This is a genomic window from Mesorhizobium sp. M0621 (genome assembly GCF_040320745.1).
Taxonomy (GTDB): domain Bacteria; phylum Pseudomonadota; class Alphaproteobacteria; order Rhizobiales; family Rhizobiaceae; genus Mesorhizobium.
Genome location: NZ_JAMYQF010000002.1, coordinates 218388 through 232649, shown reverse-complemented (window position 1 = coordinate 232649; position 14262 = coordinate 218388). Strand labels below are relative to the sequence as shown.

The 14262-nt window shown below is 61.1% G+C and carries 8 protein-coding genes and 2 pseudogenes; 7 read left to right on the top strand and 3 right to left on the bottom strand.

Features of this window, described 5'->3' with window-relative positions; translation table 11 throughout:
- Window positions 1-532: 532 nt before the first annotated feature.
- From NKI38_RS02605 to rlxS, 5 genes are all read left to right on the top strand, one after another.
- Window positions 533-856: a DUF736 domain-containing protein gene (locus NKI38_RS02605; protein ID WP_023672372.1), complete on the top strand. Its 324-nt coding sequence runs from the start codon at window positions 533-535 to the stop codon at window positions 854-856.
- Between the two features lie 170 nt (window positions 857-1026).
- Window positions 1027-1296 carry a helix-turn-helix transcriptional regulator gene (locus NKI38_RS02600; RefSeq protein WP_352654532.1) on the top strand — a complete coding sequence of 90 codons (270 nt, stop codon included), beginning with the start codon at window positions 1027-1029 and terminating at the stop codon, window positions 1294-1296.
- Window positions 1293-1841 carry a S26 family signal peptidase gene (locus tag NKI38_RS02595; protein ID WP_352654530.1) on the top strand — a complete coding sequence of 183 codons (549 nt, stop codon included), beginning with the start codon at window positions 1293-1295 and terminating at the stop codon, window positions 1839-1841. The genes NKI38_RS02600 and NKI38_RS02595 overlap by 4 nt, the downstream gene beginning before the upstream one ends.
- Window positions 1829-2515, top strand: a complete 687-nt coding sequence (locus tag NKI38_RS02590) for a lytic transglycosylase domain-containing protein (RefSeq protein ID WP_352654528.1) — start codon at window positions 1829-1831, stop codon at window positions 2513-2515. Before NKI38_RS02595 ends, NKI38_RS02590 begins: the two co-directional genes overlap by 13 nt.
- Window positions 2516-2701: 186 nt before the next feature.
- Window positions 2702-4672, top strand: coding sequence for a relaxase/mobilization nuclease RlxS (gene rlxS, locus NKI38_RS02585; protein WP_352654526.1), 1971 nt, complete (start codon window positions 2702-2704; stop codon window positions 4670-4672).
- A 954-nt stretch (window positions 4673-5626) separates the two neighbouring features.
- Here the strand turns inward: rlxS and NKI38_RS02580 are convergent.
- Window positions 5627-7273 (bottom strand): annotated as a pseudogene (locus tag NKI38_RS02580) (MFS transporter).
- 545 nt (window positions 7274-7818) lie between these two features.
- Window positions 7819-8897, bottom strand: a pseudogene (locus NKI38_RS02575) (trans-sulfuration enzyme family protein).
- A gap of 155 nt (window positions 8898-9052) precedes the next feature.
- On the opposite strand from NKI38_RS02575, the gene NKI38_RS02570 reads away from it, so the two are divergent.
- Both NKI38_RS02570 and NKI38_RS02565 read left to right on the top strand, forming a co-directional pair.
- On the top strand, window positions 9053-9697 hold the full coding sequence (locus tag NKI38_RS02570) for a helix-turn-helix domain-containing protein (RefSeq protein ID WP_352654525.1): 645 nt from the start codon (window positions 9053-9055) through the stop codon (window positions 9695-9697).
- Between the two features lie 48 nt (window positions 9698-9745).
- On the top strand, window positions 9746-10384 hold the full coding sequence (locus NKI38_RS02565) for an FMN-binding negative transcriptional regulator (protein WP_023729033.1): 639 nt from the start codon (window positions 9746-9748) through the stop codon (window positions 10382-10384).
- Between the two features lie 907 nt (window positions 10385-11291).
- On the opposite strand, the gene NKI38_RS02560 is transcribed toward NKI38_RS02565, so the two are convergent.
- Window positions 11292-13355, bottom strand: a complete 2064-nt coding sequence (locus NKI38_RS02560; protein ID WP_352654523.1) for a carbamoyltransferase family protein — start codon at window positions 13353-13355, stop codon at window positions 11292-11294.
- Between the last annotated feature and the right edge of the window lie 907 nt (window positions 13356-14262).

The following is a 14262-nucleotide window of genomic DNA, read 5'->3' as shown; positions in this document are numbered from 1 at the left end:
GCGGCGGTTCTCTCGATTACCGCCGCTCAGGTCGCGCGCGCCGCTACGGGCCACGCCGGCTGCCGATTGGGCGTCTTGTCGAGCCAGTGCCGCGCGCGAAAAATTCCCGCGCCAGTTCGCCCCATTTCGGCAGCCCCGCACCGCGCCGGGTTGCTTGCTGAGGCGCCAAAGGCGCATGGGGCCAATTGTCCGATCCGGTTGCCGACAGAGCCCGCGCAGCCGGCGCTCTGCATTGCCGCCGGCTTCTTGTGTCACCGATCGCGCCACCTGTCTCCATTGTGTCTCAGGGACCATTCCCCTGCGGCTGGCTTGTCGACCTATGGGCGGATCCGGCCCGCCCGAAACCCTCGCCGGCAGCTTTTTTCCCCGCCGCCTGCGGCGGCTTCCTCGCGCCGCTTCGCTTCAAAAAAGCTGCCCGCGCGGGTCCTCCGCTATCGCTGCGGCCGTCCCGGTTCCGGCGGTCCGGACGCGCCCATCACGGTCCGCCATCGCAGGGGAATGGTCCCCTGCGAGCACCAAGAGGAGACTGGAAATGACCGCGATCGGATACGTCACCAAACAGGAAAACGGCGGCTACAAGGGCCAGCTCAAGACGCTCAGCGTCCGCGCCGACATCGATATCGTGCCCAATCAGGCAAAGAGCGCCGACACCCATCCCGACTTCCGGGTGCTGACGCAAGGGGTCGAAGTGGGTGCGGGCTGGATCCGCACCGGCGAGACCTCCGGCAAGGACTATGTGAGCCTGTCGATTGCCGCCCCCGAGTTTGGCCCCCGCAAGCTCTACGCCAATCTCGGCCGCGCCGCCGGCCAGGATGACGACGACACTTACGCCATCATCTGGAACCCGGTCGACTGACCGGCCGATCCGGAAAGCCCCGCGCCGCCACCGGCGCGGGGCCTCTCTCAGGACCCGTGAGGCCGCCGAAGGGGGCGGCGAAAACTCGCCCCCCACTCTTCGCCCGTCCCCAAAACGATCTCGCTCGCCGATCCTCGCCTTCGCTTGTCCGTAGCGAAACGAGGATCATCATGGACGACGAAAACGAACGCGCAGCCCGCGCCAAGAAGGGCAGTCCGTTTCTCAATACCGCGCAGGCGGCCTTCTATATAGGGCTGTCCCAGCGCACGCTGGAGAAGATGCGCCTCAAAGGCGGCGGCCCGCAATTCCGCAAGCACGGCCGCTATGTCCGCTATCACATCGACGAACTCGACGATTGGTCGAAGGGGCACGCGCAGGAGACCGGGCCCGAGCACGGCGGGCACGATTCCGGCTCGGCCGGCGAGGGAGGCCGCTCATGAGCCGGCGTCCCACCATCCATCTGATCGGCAGCCATCTGCGGCGCATTCGGGCGCGCAAGATGATCGCCGTGGCCACGATGGGCCTTGCCCTGATCGGCTTCGCCGCCTTCGGCAAACCATCGCCCTGGCTGGTCTGGAACGCCTCGGCGAGTGCGCCGGTCGGCCTCTATCGCGTCGCGTCCGGATCGCCGGCTCTTGGTGATCTCGTACTCGTCCGCCCGCCAAAACCGGTCGTCGATCTGGCCGCCGAACGCTTCTATCTGCCCAGCAACGTGCCGATGGTCAAGCACCTTGCCGCGCTGCCTGGCGAGCATGTCTGCGCCTTCGGCGACGCCATCATCATCGGCGGCGAGATTGTCGCGCGCCGGCTTGCAACCGACACGCAGCACCGTCCGCTGCCTTGGTGGAATGCCTGCCGAAAGCTCGCCGATGCCCAGGTTTTCCTACTCGGCAGCGATAAAAATCGCTCCTTCGACAGCCGCTATTTCGGGCCGGTGCCGACCGAAAATATCATCGGGAGGCTCGTGCCGCTATGGACCGAGTGACCCTCCTGATGCTGGGCATGGTGTCTCTCGCACCATGCGCCTGTTCCGCCGCGACCAACACGAAGCCGGTCGTCATCTCCCATAGTCCGCAGCTTGCAAGATGGCAGCCCTTCGTAGCCGAAGCAAGCCGGCGTTTCAGCATTCCACAAACCTGGATTTATGCCGTCATGGATGCCGAAAGCCGGGGGCAGACGACGCTCAATGGGCGGCCGGTCACGTCGAGCGCCGGCGCCATTGGCCTCATGCAGGTGATGCCAGGCACCTACGAGGAGTTGCGCGTAGAGCTTGGCCTGGGAGCCGCCCCGCACGACCCTCGCGACAACATTCTGGCAGGCACTGCCTATCTGCGCGCCATGTATGACCGCTTCGGATTTCCAGGCCTGTTTGCAGCCTATAACGCCGGGCCGGAGCGCTACGAACAGCATTTGCAGCGTGGGCGGCCACTGCCCAGCGAGACGGTTTCGTATCTGGAAGAGGTCAAGGGGGCGGGCATTTCGGCCGCCGACATGGACGCGTTCACCGGTAAATCCCGTGCCGAAAAAGCGCCGGGAATCCCGTCCGGGCAGTCGCTGTTTTTCCTCCGAAACGGTGTTTCCGTGACCGGCCCGAATGGCCAACTCCTGGTGCCGCTCGGATCGGAGCGAGCAAGGTCAGGCCGGCCGGATCGCAGGTGAGGGCAGCGGCTACCGTGGTTCGGGCGGGGGGCAGGGAGGCAGGTCTGCGGAGGCAAGATAAAGGCATCGCCTCCTGGAGGCGGCGAAGTGTTTGTCTGCACATCGTTTTCCCAGGAGGTTGCCTGCGGGTGCAGGAGGGTCTGGCGCGCAAGCCTCTGATTTTGCTGCTGGTTAATCGGAGGCCGCATGCAGGACGACGAATTCACGCCGAGGCTCGGCAAAATTGGGTCGCGCGGCTCGAAGGCGGGCAAACGCTACGCTGGCCAGGTCCAGGCCGCGGTCAACCGAGCAGGCGGCAGAAGCGGACGCAGCAGCCGCTTCATCGGAAGCCGGGTGGGGCGCGGCGGGGCTGCTGCCGCCGTTCTTAGAGCACGCGACCGCCACGCGGCGTTTCGGCAGCGGCGCGCAGTCGTCAAGGCACGCATCGTCAAGCTGGCCGGCAAGGGAGTCGACGGAGCTCGTGCGCACCTCCGCTACCTCCAGCGCGACGGCGTCACCCGGGAAGGCGAGCGTGGCGAGCTCTACGCTGCCGACAATGACAGCGCCGACGGCAGGGCCTTTCTCGATCGCGCGAACGGTGACCGTCATCAGTTCCGCTTCATCGTCGCCCCCGAAGACGGTATCGAGTATGATGACCTGAAGCCGCTCACCCGGCGCCTCATGGCGCAAATGGAAGAAGACCTCGGCACCAGGCTAGACTGGGTGGCCGTCGACCATTTCAACACCGGCCATCCTCACACCCACATCATCGTGCGCGGCAGGGACGATTACGGCGAAAATCTCGTCATCGCGCGGGACTACATTTCCTCTGGCCTGCGCGAGCGCGCAGCCGAACTGGTTAGCCTCGACCTTGGCCCGCGCACCGACCGCGAGATCGAGCAGCGCTTGCGCCAGGAGATGGAGCAGGAACGCTTCACCAGCATCGACCGGCAGCTGATGCGCATGCGCGACGATGAGGGGCATGTCTCACAAGCCAGCCGAGACACCTTTCGCCAGACGCTGCACCAGGGCCGCCTGCGCAAGCTCGAGCGGATGGGCCTCGCCGAGGAGATGCCTTCGGGTCGCTGGCGCCTGGAGGATGAGCTCGAAGCCACGCTACGCCGCATCGGCGAGCGCGGTGACATTATCAAGACCATCCATCGCGAGCTGACCGGCAAGGGGCTCGTCCGCAGTGCCGCCGACTATCTTATCCACGATCGATCCGACGGGTCGGCCCAAACCGTGGTCGGACGTGTCGTCGGGCGCGGGCTGGCCGACGAAATCACTGACCGCCATTACCTCGTCGTCGACGGCGTGGACGGCAAAAGCCACTATGTTGATATCGGCAAAGGCGAGGCTACCCAACCCACGCTAGAGGGCTGCATAGTGCGGGTCAGGCCGAGGGACGCCGGGCCCAGGCAAGTCGACCGCACAATTGCCGGCATCGCCACGGTCAACGACGGGCGCTACAGCATCGATATCCATCTCAAGCATGACCCCTCGGCCACCGAACGCTTTGCCGAAACGCACGTGCGGCGACTGGAGGCGATCCGCCGTGCGACCGGTGGCGTCGAGCGCGAGCCGGACGGCACATGGACAGTCGCGCCCGACCATCTCAACCGCGTCGCGGATTACGAGCGTCAACGAGCGAGGGCCCAGCCTGTTGTCGTCGACAAGCTCTCATCAATGCCGCTGGAGAGCCAAGTAGGCTTCGACGGCGCCACCTGGATCGACCAGGAGCTGGTATCAGCCCACCCTGAGCCCTTGTGCGACTCTGGCTTCGGTCGCGAAGTACGTCAGGTCCAGGCCCGCCGACAGCAGTGGCTGATCGCGCAAGGTCTTGCCCATGATGCGCAGGATCGGGTCATCTATCGCGCCAACATGCTTTCAATGCTGCGCCAACGAGAGCTGAACCGTGTTGCCAGTCAGCTCTCGGACGAACTCGGGCTCTCGTATTCTGAAGCACAGCATGGCAATCGAATAAACGGTACGCTCCGCCGCTGCGTCGAGCTCGCCGGCGGAAAATACGCTGTCATCGAGAAATCGCGCGAGTTCACGCTGGTGCCCTGGCGGCCGGTGCTTGAGCATCATATCGGCAAGGAGGTGTCTGGCGTGGTGCGAGCCGAGGGGATTTCCTGGACGATCGGACGGCAAAGGAGCGGGCCTGGCGTTTCGTGATCTGGCTAAGAACCTTCTTGTTCGCGCTGAAACTGGTACTCAGTCCAGACGGAGTTCCTCCGCCTGCTAGTTGTCCGGACCATTCATTTGGCGGAGAATTCAGTGTCTGCCAAAAAAGCGACTATGCATCAGGATCCATGATCCTGTGTCCCAAAAGCGTGCCGCCCTGGTTGCGCATCGGCGCCGCTCCCAAATCGGCCACCAGCTAGACTAGAAAGGTGGGCTGGCGCCTCGTGTCAGGGCCAGGGGCTTTTGGCAGCCGCGGTACGGCGAAGCCGGCTATTGTTATTCTGCTCCCGAGATCAGCAGAAGCGGCGGTCGCCCCTGCGGGCAAGCATGCTGTTAGCTCGCGTGAACTGGCAGCCCGTCCCGCTGAGGATCTTGTAACGGGAAAAAGCTCGCTGCGATGCTGAAGATTTCGGTCGTCGGGCGACGACGCGTTCAGCGACCATGCCAGACGAGCTCGGCAGCCTTCTGCCGCGGCATGGTGCCGGCGCGATCAGGCCCCCGAAGGACATCGGGTCGCGCGCTGGGCACCAAGGCAGCTTTGGGCATGAGACCCGATCAATCGCGCCGTGCCGCACGGTCATTGCAGCATGAGGGGTCGAGGTCGGATCAGACCGGGGGAAAACCTGCTTGTCGCGGCAGGAGCCCCGCGCCCCAGCAAGCCGCCTTGCGGATTCCTCCTCTGCCCGCTGCGCAGACGGGGGAGATCCCTCCGCCCCGTTGCACTTCGTTGCTCGCCGCTATGCAGAGGACAGGCGACCTGAATCCGTGCTCAAGCCGATCTGGCGGCAGAGGCGGTCGGGCTGAACATGGGACCCGTGATGGACATAATTGCCACGCGAATCCTCATGCTCGCCTAACCGGCCGGAACGATTTGCAATCCGGGCAGGCTCAACAAATTAAGGAGTAGCTCGTTCCGTGTCCAAGCCCAGACAAGTCTTCGTTTTCTCACGGGCGCGATACAAAAGGCACAGGCTGGACTTGGCTGCCGGGGGCGGGGCTTGTCGACCGCTCGATTGAAAGTGAGATACGAGGCGGAGAATCACCGATCTGCAGAGCGGAAAGGCGCTCGCCTAACTACCTGTCAGTCACCGTTAGCCGATGGTTTAGACGAAGATAGTCCGTCCATGTCGGCGTGCGGAATGTCTCGGTCCAAAGAGTCGACTTCTGAAGGTCGCGCTGGAGGGTCCAGTTCCGCGCACCGGCGCGGCTCTGAACGCGCCGCCTTTCGCGCATGCAGCTCAGAAATTCCTCGATACTCTCCTCGGGTATCGAGTACTCCACCTTGATCACGATCGGGCCGCTCCTGGGCTTCAAAGGGAGGGCCAGTTCTGGTGGCCTGAAATCGAAGGCCGCTTGATCCGATTCCTCCCATAGCCGCACCGGCAATAGCTTTCCCGCAGCTGCAACCAGCAACATTGCCGCTGCAGCACCTTCCAAAGCCCACGTTAGGGAATAGTACTGTGCGACAGCACCCCAGATATAGCTGCCCGCTGCCATGCCGCCGTAGGTCAGGGCGTAATAGATGGACAGGGTGCGACCAACGACCCACCTTGGGCTTGCCAACTGCACACACACGTCAGTTCCGGTCCAGGTGACAACCCAGCCTGCGCCACCGATTGCAAGCGCGATCGCCGCCACAGCCACCGACGATGTGAGAGCCATCAAAAGGCAGCACGTTGCGCAAGCAACCGATGCGAGCGTGATCAAACGGTTCTGGGACGTGATGCGTCTCAAGTGGCTGTTGCCAATGCCGGCGATGAAGGCCCCTGTGCCGAAGCCGGCCAACAGGACGCCGTAAACAATGGGCCCTCCCGCCAGCTGGTCGCGAACCAGGAGGGGGAGCAGAGCAAGGATCGAGATGCTTGACAGCCCGAACAGGGTTGCACGCACAATCGCCACTCTGATCTCCGAGGATATTGCCGTGAATCGCATGCCATCATGAATGGCCGTCGTCATCCGCTCGCGCGGAAGAGGCGAAGAGCGAACTTGCCACTTCGAGCGCAGGACAGCGCCCAACGGGACCAGGTCGCTCAGCGCAGCGAAAGCGAAAGCCGTAAGGGGGCCCAGCAAAGCCAAGATTACACCGCCCAGCGCCGGTCCTATGCTCCGAACCACGTTGTACCCCACCGACATCAGCGTCACTGCAGCGGGTATGTGGCGCCTTTCCAGGATATCGCCGACCGACGCGTGCCAGGCTGGATCGTTCAAGGCAAAGCCGCATCCGGCCAAGAAACTCAGTCCCAAGATCAGCCATGGACTGACAAAGCCCAGTCCAACAGAGAGTGGCAGCGCCGTGGATGCCAGTGCAATCAGGCAATGTCCGGCAAGCATCACGCCGCGGCGGCTGAAGCTGTCTGCAATGGCTCCAGCAAGGATCGACAAGAAGAAAGCGGGCAGGGTCGATGCAGCCTGTACGAGCGCGACCATCAGATCGGAGGCTGAAATCGTGGCCATGAGCCAGCTTATAGCCACGCTCTGCACCAGCCAGCCAAGGCTGGATATCTGCGTGGCTGTCCAGATAGAACGAAAGACCGGGTTTTGAAGAGGGATCAGTGTGTTTGCCGCAAAGCGCGGAGGATCTTGACGCCGCATCACTTCTCACCTCCACTGGGTGTCGTTCTTCCGCTCATTTGCTTACAGCGGTGCGCTCTGTGCACAGACTGCGTCACAACGAAGTTCCGAGATCGCGCTCGCAACAAGGACAATGTGACATCCATGGTGCTGATGCGTTGAGGTACCAACCTGGCCGTTAGCTGATGGGTCCCGCAGCCCGCTGGGTGCGGTCAGTTCTGCCCTGCGACTCTTGGCTTTGGACGGTGCTAGCGCCCCGATGGCCGGCTTGTCAAACTGCCGTAGTGCCAGCACATCCATCCCATCTGTTGACCGCGATCTCCGACGAGGTCGAGCAGCAGTAGGTCAACGGCAAATCTGGGTATTTCCGCTATCCGGTCGAGCGCGTGGCCCTCGTCCGGAAACCCGAAGACGTTCATCACCCAGGCGACCACACGCCCGAGACGATGCGACACGGCGGTAGCGGTTCACCAGAGGACGTGCGTTCTACTCAGCAGGAACATTGTTCTGCCGATCGTCGGCTGCGCCAGCCGTCACGTAAAGCGGCGCCAGAGTTCTTGCACCCGTCATTGGACTCCCGCTTTGTAGGTTTCGCCTAGGGCCTGCATCAGGTCATCGATAATGTCCTGAGGATGTTCAAGCCCTACAGAAATTCGCAGCAATCCGCCTGGCGCTTTGGACTTCGCACCTTCAACGGATGCGCGATGCTCTATCAGAGAATGCGTCCCGCCAAGGCTTGTCGCCCGGACAACAATCTTCAGGCGGCCGGCCACGGCCATTGCAGCATCGGCTCCGCCCTCGACGATAAAGGATAGCATCGCTCCGTAATGGCTCATTTGCCGCGTAGCAAGATCGTGTCCCGGATCAGTTTGCAAACCAGGAAAGAGGACTTTTTCGACGCGCGGATGAGACGCCAGGGCCTCGGCCACTTTCTGGGCGCCTTCGCAATGGGCGCGCATGCGGACCGGCAATGTCTGCAGGCCCCGCAACGCCAGCCACAGTCGAAGGGCGCTGCGACGCTGCCCTTGTGTTTCTGGACCATCCGCAATGGGCGACCGAGGGGTGACGCGTTTGGGACAATGACGACACCGGCCATCAGATCCGAGTGGCCGCCAATGTACTTTGTCGCCGAGTGCATCACCGCGTCTGCTCCGATTTCGAGTGGCAGTTGAAGCACTGGGGTGGCCCACGTATTGTCCACCACCGCCAAGGCGTCTGCCTCGTGCGCGATTGCGCAGATGGCCGCAATGTCGACAACGCGGATCATCGGGTTTGACGGCGTCTCGACCCAGACGAGGCCAGTCCGCTTCGATGTCACCGCGGCGCGCAAAGCGTCCAAATCGCGCATGTCGACGGGGGCAAAGTCGAAGCGAGACCCAATGTCGGTCTCTTCGATCAGCGAACGAATGCCGAAATACATGTCATCCGGCAGAACGATCCGACCCGCCGACGGATGGCTCTCGAAAACTGCAGCGATTGCGGCCATGCCCGAAGCGAAGGCGATGCCGTCTTCCCCTCCCTCAAGCGTCGCCATGGCCGCCTCGAACGCATTGCGTGTCGGATTTCCATCCCTTGTGTATTCGAAGCCGGACGGAAATGACCCGTCGGCGCCTCGTTCGAACGTCGTGCTGGTGTGCAGCGGCATGGATACGGCCCCCGTGGACGCGTCGACACCTCGGCCGCAGTGGATCGCCTTCGTCTCAAAACGCATCGGTTATTTCCTTCCTAACGGGCAGTTGCAATTTCGCGCCGGTCATTATACTGACCGCAATACGTGAGCCGAGGACCCAAGTCAATATAATGACCGATGTTACAACAGCGTTTGATGCCGAGCAGGCGCTTGGGCAAGCGATAGCGGCCCGGATCCGAGACCTGAGGCGTGACCAAAACCTGACCCTGGATCGCCTGGCTAAACTAAGTGGCCTATCGAAGGGAACTGTGGTCGCGCTGGAGCAGGGTAGGGCGAACCCCACTATCGGCATACTGTGTCGGCTGGCGGCGGCGTTTTCGCTCTCGGTGGCCGATTTGTTGAACGAGCACCCTTCCACGGTGCGCCTTCCCATCGAGCGGACAGAGACCAGGAGGCTTTGGACGAGCGCCAAGGGAAGCTCTGCGCAACTGCATTCGTCGACCTCGGGACGCACGATGTTCGAACTGTGGAGCTGGGTCATGATGCCGGGCGACGCGTTTTCCGCGGATGCTCATAGTCCGGATACGCGCGAGCTGATCTCGGTCAGTCAGGGTGCCCTGAGCGTTGTGGTAGGTGCCCATGTGGTAATTTTAAGCGAAGGCGAGAGTGCGCGGCTTGTCACTGACCAACCGCACTCATATGCGGCGGCATCTGATGTGCCCGCCCACTTCACGATGGCGGTGCTTGAGCGTGGTGGACACCGAGATCCGGGGCACTCGTCGACGGCAGCGAAGATTCAGGGGCCCGTTCCGTAAGATTTCGCCGATCACTAACAGCCGCCATTCACGACAGGAGATTTAGCGTTGTACGTTCCGCCCCATTTTGCCGTCCCCGATCAGAACGCCCTGTTCGAGCTTATCGAGAGACACCCGCTCGGTATCCTGGTCACCCACAGCAAAGGCATCCTCGACGCGAACCACGTCCCCTTTGAGCTCGACCGCTCGAAGGGAGACAAGGGCGTCCTCAATTGCCATGTTGCCCGCAAGAATCCAGTCTGGGAGGAAGTCGCCAATGGCGATGAGGTTCTCGTAATCTTCCGTGCGGCCGACGCTTACATCTCGCCGAACTGGTATCCAAGCAAGCATGAATTCCACAAGCAGGTGCCGACGTGGAACTATCTCGTCGTCCATGCCCACGGACGCATCACTGTCCGGGATGATGAGCGGTATGTGCGCCGCAACGTGGCGAAGCTCACTCATATGCAAGAAACCTCGCAGCCGGTCCCATGGAAGATGGGCGACGCGCCGAGGGACTTCATCGACACGATGGTCAAGGCAATCGTCGCCCTGGAGATCGAGATCACCGGCCTGGTTGGAAAATCAAAACTCAGCCAGAACAAAGAGGTGCGCGACATTCAGAACCCTGGTGAAATGCTGCGTGCCCAAGGGGCCATTGCGATGGGAGAAGCGATGCTCGCGGCTGCGGCGGCCAAATCCCAATAGCATGTGTCTTGTCCCGACAAAGCCGCTGGTGCCGGCTTCCGACGGGTCACCTAGCCCGCCTTGAAGCACGGCAATAGCTTTTGACGGCCTGAAGCGACGCTGTGGCCACCGTTGTGATACTTTTCCACGCGCCTGGTCAGCGGCAGGATTGCTCCGTCGTGACCGACGGGTTCGTTTCAGGCGCCTGCGCCCCCTCGTATGTCGGCGACCAGCCGCGCAGCGGTTTTGAATGAGGCGCAATCGCACGCGTTTCGAAGCCACGTACCTGGGGCGGCAAGCTCGACCATGCGCTCGACGCAGCTCCAAGTGCGGCGCCGTCAACGATCTTCTTGAACCTGCGGAACTTGCCCGAAAGCACTTCTCTTACGGGAGATGATTGGCTTTGTCGCCGAACCGACTGATGGAGATGGTGGCGGCGCCGCCGTAGCGATCAGACCCGCCTTGCAGCGCAATGGCTACCCAGGCGCGACTGGGAGATCCGGGCGGGACTGTGGAGCTGCGGAGACGGAGCGGATCGGCATGGAGCCGTGACCGCTTGCGATCTGGCTCTGGAACGAGTTAAGGAAGCGCGGACTTCCGATCGTGTCAAGCGCCGCCCTCTCGATGATGCCGGACAAATCGGGCCGCCACGAGCGGCGGGCCTTGCTCAGATCGGACGGACCGGATGGTTTAAGCAGGTTCGCATCAAGAGCCACGGCACCTGTGTCGTGCGGGTGCTGCTGTCGGCACGTGACCTTCTCGTCAGCCTAGTAGGCAAAATCGAGTAGAGAACGCTAGCACACGACCCATTCAATAGCATTCCTAAGCATACTGACCAGGGCGACCTCGACCCCCCTAATCACAGCGGTGAGCTCGCAGGCGGGGTCGATGAACACTATTGATTGGCCGAGCTTGAGCGGCATCTCTATCACATTGATAGCCTATTAGGCTGGTCCGGCGTTTGATCGGACCCATGATCCATCCGAGCAGCTTGGGAGGGATGCAGCCGAACCAGGCGCTGCTCCCACAGTCTTCGCAGGTCCTCCATCGGAGCTTCATGCTCAGCCTGATCCGGCGCAATTATATTGAGGTGTTCGCTTAACACGGCTTCGCCCTCAATCCGCATCAGCAGATTAAACAGGTCGTTTGAAATTCGCACACTGTCAATGCCGAAGTGGTTCGGAATAATCTCGCAGACAGTCTCCTGATGATCTCGCGCTGTGTAAGCACGGGTTTGATGGAGGGAGACTGAGGGAGGCAATGAAATCGCAAGCGCAGTCCAATCCTGCAGCGTTGCAGCCCGTTTTTTTACCAGGAAGGGCCCGACCACAAGTCCATCCAGCTCTGTCGTCAAAAATGTGGCAATCGCGTCTGCAACCGTATCCACGATCGGTTCAGCATTGTTGTTAAAGGACGTATTGAGCAGAATTGGAGTGCCTGTCCGCTTCTTGAACGCATCGATGACCTCCCAGTAAGCGGGGTTGGCATCGCGCGATACTGTTTGCAGCCGAGCCGTACCGTCGACGTGCGTAATGGCACCCAACAAGGCGCGCTTTGAGTCACGCACGCGAACGACGAAATTCATGAATGGAAATTCGTGCTTACCGTCCGGGAGGTCGAAAAATTCGCTCGCATCCTCTTCCAGCACAGATGGTGCGAAAGGCCTATAGCCTTCGCGCTTCTTGACCATGGCATTGATCCGGTCCTTGTTTGCAGCGGGCCGAGGGTCGGCAAGAATGCTGCGGTTGCCCAGCGCACGTGGCCCAAACTCCGAACGACCCTGCACCCAGCCGATCACGGCGCCGTTGGCGATCCAGTCGGCTGCACTGCTCGCTACGTCGTCAGAGCGTTCAACCTCGAGATGTCCGGCCCATGCATTCAGTTCCTGTTCCACGGCGCGGTCGCTCCCGAGATCAGGACCCCAATAGACCTCCTGCAGTCGCTCACGCGGCGCGGGGCGGCCCATCTCGTTAGAGACTATCAGCGCAGCTCCCAATGCGCAGCCAGCGTCGTGAGACGCGGGTTGCACGAAGATGTCTTCGAAAAGCCCTGAATACAGCAGCTTGCCGTTCATCGTGCAGTTGTGGGCTACCCCTCCCGCCAGACACAACCGCTTCATGCCGGTGGCCTCACGGTGGTGCCGGAGAATGTGGAACACGATCCGCTCAAGCGCTTCCTGCAGTGACGCACTCACATCTCGATGCTGCTGGGTGAAAGGCATTCCCTTTCGCCTGATCTCGATGTTGCGGAGCAACGCCGGACCGATGCGGTCGAGGTGAACACGGTAGCCACCGTTGGCGGAGAGCTCGTAGAACTGCTCGAAGAGCTCGCGATAGGGAGCGGGGTCGCCATAGGGCGCGAGTCCCATTACCTTATACTCGTCGAACAGGCCGTAGCCGAGACAGCGGATCGTCTCGAGATAAAACAGCCCAAGAGAATTGTCCTCCGGGAAAGCCTCGATTTGCGTAATTTCTGTGCCAGACCCTACCGCCACAAGGCCCGACAGGAAATCACCACAGCCATCAATCGCTAGAATGAGACTTTGTTCGAAGCCCGACATTGCAAAGGCGCTCACGGCGTGCGCCTGATGATGACCTACGAATGAAATACGTGAACTGTCCAACTTAGTGTCGAACTCACGCGCTAACAGGTTCTGCACCAACATTTTAGCATCCAACGGAATGGAGAGAATGTCCGGTTGGGAAGCGGACATACCTTCAAGCATGGCGTTGGCGTAGGTCTCGCTGGCGTAGACCGCGACACGATCAATGTCGCTGAGCTGAACCCCGGCCGTCGAAAGACAGTATTGAATCGAACCACTTGGCAGCTTGTTCGAGTGCTTGATTCGATTGAGGCGTTCCTCTTCTACGGCGGCTATCACCTTTCCGTCTCGGACGAGCACCGCGGCGCCATCGTGCATAAAGGCGTTCGGACGCTCGAATCGGTTTTCATGGACTTGGTCAAGTCCGCCGCTGATTCCTAGACACAGCATTTCTTTCTCCAAATAGTAACGGGGAAGCCAAATTGGCCTACCTCGACTGTTTCCAACTAAATAGGCCATGTTGTCGCCTGCAGCTGCGACAGCCCGTCAGGCATCAGCGGCATCGAAGAAAGCCTCATAAACGATCAATGAGATGTTTCGACTGTGACACCTACGGTGCCATCACGCCGAGAGCTTGGCTGGATCATCCAATCCTGAGCGGCTGCTGACATGTATCCGGCGCTGTCGTTTTCATCGGCAGAACCAACTTGCGATGCCGCCTGTTCTTGGGAAGGGCGGCCGTCGACGAATAACAGTACCGCCCCCTTGAACTGGCCCGATTTCATTCTCCGAAGCGACCATGGTCGCACCGCCCGACATTGTCGGCCAGTTGCAACTCACTTTCTCGGCACGACCTCCACTGCACGTCAGGGCGCATCGAAGATTTTCTCCTTTGGCTTATTCCTAAGGCAGCTTTCGTCACGCGATAGAGCAGCGTGTGATTGGTGCGTGAGGCTCTTTTTTTGTCCATGCACGATTCCGGAAGAGTGATGAAATCGATTGTTTTGATCAAAGTCATCCACGCTATGAATAACAGCCGCAGCACATGCGTTTCAAAGCGCTTCAGGCTTCCCGGATGGCTACTCCGATGTGAAGCGCATGGCATTCCAAGCGCTCTGTCAACTAAACGATGAGTATCGGCGTCGACCCTCATTGCCTTCGTCTTCGCGACTCCGTGACAGCGGCTGGCATTGTGTTTGTAGGGCATCGGGCGAAGATCATGTCGATCGGCCATCTCGCCTGCCTATCGGCAAACCCTTGAACAATGATCCACGCCCAGCGCGATTGTGATCACGAGCGCCTCTGAGCTCGGGAGGTTCGGTTTTCTGAGGGTTCCTGGGTCTCCGAAGCGATGGAG

Bases quoted from the DNA above. Each gene is read 5' to 3' on its own strand.
- NKI38_RS02595 (WP_352654530.1), top strand. From the start codon at position 1,293: ATGAGCCGGCGTCCCACCATCCATCTGATCGGCAGCCATCTGCGGCGC.
- NKI38_RS02560 (WP_352654523.1), bottom strand. From the start codon at position 13,355: ATGCTGTGTCTAGGAATCAGCGGCGGACTTGACCAAGTCCATGAAAAC.
- NKI38_RS02570 (WP_352654525.1), top strand. From the start codon at position 9,053: ATGACCGATGTTACAACAGCGTTTGATGCCGAGCAGGCGCTTGGGCAA.
- NKI38_RS02605 (WP_023672372.1), top strand. From the start codon at position 533: ATGACCGCGATCGGATACGTCACCAAACAGGAAAACGGCGGCTACAAG.
- rlxS (WP_352654526.1), top strand. From the start codon at position 2,702: ATGCAGGACGACGAATTCACGCCGAGGCTCGGCAAAATTGGGTCGCGC.
- NKI38_RS02600 (WP_352654532.1), top strand. From the start codon at position 1,027: ATGGACGACGAAAACGAACGCGCAGCCCGCGCCAAGAAGGGCAGTCCG.
- NKI38_RS02590 (WP_352654528.1), top strand. From the start codon at position 1,829: ATGGACCGAGTGACCCTCCTGATGCTGGGCATGGTGTCTCTCGCACCA.